Annotated in this window: 3 protein-coding genes; all 3 read left to right on the top strand. The window is 61.0% G+C overall.

Features of this window, described 5'->3' with window-relative positions; translation table 11 throughout:
• Window positions 1-1,066, top strand: a 1,066-nt coding sequence (locus ACXJ7R_RS25855; protein ID WP_457154308.1) for a type I secretion system permease/ATPase, incomplete at its 5' end; no start/stop codon positions are given.
• A gap of 8 nt (window positions 1,067-1,074) precedes the next feature.
• Window positions 1,075-2,397: an HlyD family type I secretion periplasmic adaptor subunit gene (locus ACXJ7R_RS25850; RefSeq protein WP_457154307.1), complete on the top strand. Its 1,323-nt coding sequence runs from the start codon at window positions 1,075-1,077 to the stop codon at window positions 2,395-2,397.
• A 371-nt stretch (window positions 2,398-2,768) separates the two neighbouring features.
• Window positions 2,769-4,307, top strand: a 1,539-nt coding sequence (locus ACXJ7R_RS25845; protein ID WP_457154306.1) for a calcium-binding protein, incomplete at its 3' end; no start/stop codon positions are given.

Here is a 4,307-nt window from a genome sequence, read left to right as displayed (position 1 = left end):
CTATAGCGCAGTGTCCCGCGCTGCACGGTCGGTTCTGCAGATCGCGATTCTCGGAGTCGGGGCTTATCTTGTGCTCAATGAGCAAATGACAGCTGGAATGATATTCGCGTCCTCAATGATCTCGGCCCGGGCGCTGCAGCCACTCGACCAGATAGTTGGCAGCTGGCGCCAGATAGTGGAAGCCAATATTGCGTGGAAAAGAGTATCCAGCCTCGTTGGTCTGCCTGGGCGTCTTCAGGCTGTGGCCTTGCCCTCCCCGAGCGGCAGGCTGACAACCGAGCAGTTGGTATATTACGTGCCCGGCGCGACCGAGGTCAGCTTGCCTCTAATCAAGCGCCTTTCATTTGCTGTCGCCGCGGGCGAGACCGTCGCTATCATCGGGCCGAGCCGTGCGGGCAAGTCCACCCTGGCACGCCTCCTCGTTGGCGCTATCCAGCCCCGCTCGGGCGCAGTCCGATTCGATGGCGCCGACATCCGCAACTGGGATCCGGAATCCTTGGGCCGCCACATCGGCTACCTGCCGCAGGAGGTCGAGCTCTTCCCTGGCACGATTGCTCAGAACATCGCACGTTTTGAGCGTGACGCAGCCGACGAGAAGGTGATCCAGGCATCCGCGCACGCGCAAGCGCACCAGATGGTGCTTTCCCAGAGGGACGGTTACTCCACGATTATCGGACCCATGGGTGTGCGTCTTTCTGGCGGAGAGCGGCAGCGTATCGGGCTTGCGCGCGCCTTCTATGATGATCCCAGGCTCTTGGTCCTCGACGAGCCAAATGCCAACCTTGACGCCGAAGGCGAGGCGGCGCTCGAGCGTGCCATCGTCCAGGCGCGCTCTCGGAAAACCACGGTTCTCATCATCACGCATAGGCCGTCCATCGCGCGCAAATGCGATCGGATACTGGTGTTGCGCGACGGCCAGATTGAACTCTATGGCCCAGGGAAGGACGTGCTCGACCGGCTGGCACAGGACAGTCACGCTGGACCGCGACCGATGGCGCCGCAAGCCCGCGGCGGAGAGGCTGTGGTGCCTTTCACGCGCTCCGACGCAGCGGCAGTCGGTACATGAGCAGATCCATGCAGAGCACAAAATTTTATCGCTGGCAGGACGACATCAATATCCGCACAGAAAAGATCACATTCCTAGGGGGAACAGCCGTGGCTGCATTCCTGTTTGCCTTCGGATTGTGGGCCGCGATGGCGCCGCTTGCAGGTGCGACAATTGCGCCAGGGGTCGTCGCGGCAGCCGGTCAGAACGTCATGATCCAGCATCTCGAAGGCGGTGTCATCCACAAGATCAGGTTCAAGGAAGGCGACCGGGTTCGCCGGGGACAGGCCCTGATCCAGCTTGACCCAACCTTGGCGCAGGCGCAGCTCAACCGCGTGCTCAAGCAATGGATCGTTGAACGAGCCGAGATGGCGCGGCTTGAGGCTGAGCGTGACGGGCTGACGGCAATCGTCCTCCCGAGGGGCGTGGGAAGCTACGCGGGCACCTCGGAGTTCAGCGATGTGTTCAAGGAGCAGAACAAGGAATTCCAGGCGAGGCTTGCGCGCCATAACGCAGAACAGGAAATCCTGAAGCAGCGCGTAACCGCCTTGCAGGACTCCATCGTGGGATTGGAGGCCCAGAAGAAGGCAGCGATAGATCAACTGGCGATCGTCAACGAAGAAGCCAACCGGAAGAAGGGACTTTTGGCAAAGGGACTCACCAAACGTTCGGAATATTCGGATCTCCTGCGCAGCGTCGCCGAGCTCGTCGGCCAGACCGGCTCGCTGGAGGCTCAGATCGCGAGTTCGGTGACCCAGACCGTTGAAGCGCGCCAGCAGATCGAGCGGCTGACGACGAGCCGGGTCGAGGACGCGGTCGCTGAGCTCAACAAGGCCCGGGCGCAGGTTGCGGATCTGGAGGAGCAGATCCATGCCACCCGCTCGGTGCTCGAACGAACCACGATCCGGGCGCCGGTCGACGGTATCATCGTGCGCTCCGTCTACAATTCCGAGGGAAGCGTCATGCGCGCCGGGGAGGTCGCAATGGAGCTCCTGCCGACCACCGACGACCTGATCGTCGAAGCCCAGATCAAGCCGCAGGACATTGATTCCATTCGAATTGGGCAGGACGCRAACATGATGTTCACGGCGCTTGATGCCCGCTCAACGCCCAAGGTTCCCGGCAAGGTGTTCTACATCTCCGCAGACCGCCTCATTACCCCCAATACCGGGCAGCCCTATTATACGGTACGTCTCAAAATGGCAGACAAGCTTCCGCCGCAGGTCAAACCCGAACAAGTCTATCCCGGCATGCCAGTCGAGACCTTCATTTCCACAGGGGAACGTACCTTCCTAGTATACTTATCGAAGCCCTTGATGGATTCATTCCAGCGCGCTTTTCGGGAAAATTAGGAAACCGGTTTGCACCTCGTCAATCAATGGCGCTTGATGGATGGTGCAGGATCGTCAGTCGCTGTTATACACCGAATCGGCTGACAGGACGTTGATGCCGGCTGTCACTTCGCGGGCAAGTCTCCACCTCGAAGGTGCTTATCCACAGCTGGTTCTTTGTGAGCCTTTGTTCCTGCGGCATTTTCCGTCCGCCGCATTTTTGCCCTGCTAGTGCCAGATTGAGGCCCCATTGCTCAAAGAACCTTTGGAGGGGAACGTCGTTGTTTGTTTGTATCCGGCCGCGCCGCATTYCATGCGCCAGTCGCTAACGCGGATGCAATTTGGGTGGGGGGCTCATCGCACGCATTGGATGGTATTTAATGTCTGACTTATTGAKCTYGCTTGTCGGKCCRACCATTTCGGTTTCGGAAACGTCKTCGCTGGGGGGCRTGTTCRCGCGGTATGAGCAGGATTTCGCCGCATATGATGACAGCCACTGGGCGGCTGACGGCAATGACTGGGCCTCGGCGAACTATTACGACCGCGCCTTCATCAACTATGTCTGGTATGCGCGCACCGGCGAGCAGTTTTATCTCGAGCGCGGCAATGCGATCGCAGACGATTATCTGAAGAACTATGTCGAGGCGAATAACTACGGCGTGGCCTCCTGGTGGTCCATGCCCAAGGGCATCACCGCCCACTATCTGCTCAATGGCGACCAGGCCAGCCTGACTGCCATCGGAAAGATGGCCGACCAGGTCGTCAATCCGTGGAACACGGAGAATAATTGGGCCAACCTGTTCGACCCGCACCAGTCGGAGGGCCGCGAGGAGGCGCGCGCCCTGGAAACGCTCACGCAGGCGATCCTCATCGATGCGCCTTCCGTTGGCGTCCCCAACATCCAGCCCAATGGCGAAGACTGGGGGGTGTCCGGGGGCAACGATTTCCGCGCTCTGGCCAAGTCGCTCCTGGAGAAGATCCTGACCTCCGGCTTCCAGCATACCGACGGCTCGCGTCCGCATTTCGTGGACGGCGCGGCCCCTGACGGCGCGCCGATCGACAAGCCATTCATGAACGGGCTCATGAACGAGGCGTTGATGAACTACTACGAGCAGGTCGACGCCGACCCGCGCATCGTGTCCTTCATCAAGGCCAATCTCGATTACATGTGGGCCCACGAATGGGATGCCACAGCTAAGGCGTTTCAATATATCGACGAGACGTCCGCCACCGGGGAGCAGGATGTGCCGGCCGCCGACCTGAACATGCTGATCGTGAACGGGTTCGGCTTTGTCTACCAACACACCGGCGACGCAACATACCTGCAGCGCGGCAACATCGTCTTCGAGGGCGGGGTGGAGGGCACCTGGCTCGAAGGCTCGAAGCAGTTCAACCAGCAATATGCAAGCTCCTACAATTACATCGCCTATACCCACGCCGGCCACGACATTCCCTTGGCCAGTGGAAGTGACCGAACCGGCAGCGCGTCTGACAGCCAGTCAGACCTCGCGCGAACCCATGAACCTGCGACCGACGCTGGCATCAACGACGACGCGAACAGCGGTACGGCCGAAGCCGCTGTCGAGCTCCACGGGGGAGCCAGCAAGGACCAGCTCCTGGGCGGAGCCGGATCGGACGGTCTCTTTGGCGGCGGCGGCAAGGATAAGCTTAATGGCGGCCCGGGCAACGATGTGCTGGAGGGAAGCGCGGGAGCTGACCGGCTTGTCGGTGGCCACGGCAATGACAGGCTTGTCGGCGGTGCGGGCAACGATGCGCTTGACGGGGGCGCGGGAGCTGACCGCCTTGTCGGCGGCCACGGCAATGACAGGCTTGTGGGCGGCGCGGGCAACGATGTGCTGGAGGGAAGCGCGGGAGCTGACCGCCTTGTCGGCGGCGCCGGCAATGACAGGCTTGATGGCGGCGCCGGCAAC

The organism is Mesorhizobium sp. P5_C1 (assembly GCF_054049815.1).
The sequence above is the reverse complement of the archived record's forward strand: the minus strand, read 5'-3'. Positions and strand labels throughout refer to the sequence as shown.